Raw genomic sequence first — 569 nt, 5'->3', positions numbered from 1 at the left:
GGAAGTTTTATGGAAAATAATCCTATGTTTCCAAATAGAACAAATGTAGAGTTTGTGCAGGTTCTTAATAGGGGAGAAGTTATACAAAGAACTTGGGAGAGGGGAAGTGCTGAAACTTTAGCATGCGGTACTGGTGCTTCGGCTGTTTGTGTAGCTGGATTTATTAGCAAAAGAACTGATAATATTATACTCAATCACCTTTTAGGAGGAGATTTGATATTAACTTATAAAGATAATAATGTATTTATGAAAGGTGAAGCAAGATACGCATAYAGAGGATATGTAGAATTATAATGTTTTTATCTTAAATTATCTTTAAATAGCTCCTTTAAGCGATTTCTGCATCCTCCGCAAGCTGTRCCTGCTTTTGTCTTCTTTACTATATCTTTTAGTGTTTTTAATCCGTATTCTTTTTTTAATGTTTCTATCTCTTCAATGGATAATTCTTTACATTTACATATATATTTATTTTCTTCTTTTATCATCATGCTGCTCTTATATATAATTTATTAACTATTCCAATCAAAAAACAAAAAATATAAAAAAATGTTAAAAAACCTCAAAATAGC

General features: G+C 29.3%; 1 protein-coding gene and 1 pseudogene. One reads left to right on the top strand and one right to left on the bottom strand.

Annotated elements, in window-relative coordinates; all coding sequences use genetic code 11:
* Positions 1-294, top strand: a pseudogene (locus GQX97_RS14285) (diaminopimelate epimerase); the annotation flags it as partial.
* A 5-nt stretch (positions 295-299) separates the two neighbouring features.
* Here GQX97_RS14285 and GQX97_RS14280 read toward each other — a convergent pair.
* Entirely contained in the window at positions 300-485 is a 186-nt protein-coding gene (locus GQX97_RS14280) for a (2Fe-2S)-binding protein (protein WP_014932944.1), read from the bottom strand.
* Positions 486-569 lie beyond the last annotated feature (84 nt).

This window comes from Brachyspira sp. SAP_772, assembly GCF_009755885.1.
Taxonomy (GTDB): Bacteria; Spirochaetota; Brachyspiria; order Brachyspirales; family Brachyspiraceae; genus Brachyspira.
This window is presented reverse-complemented; position numbering and strand designations above follow the sequence as displayed.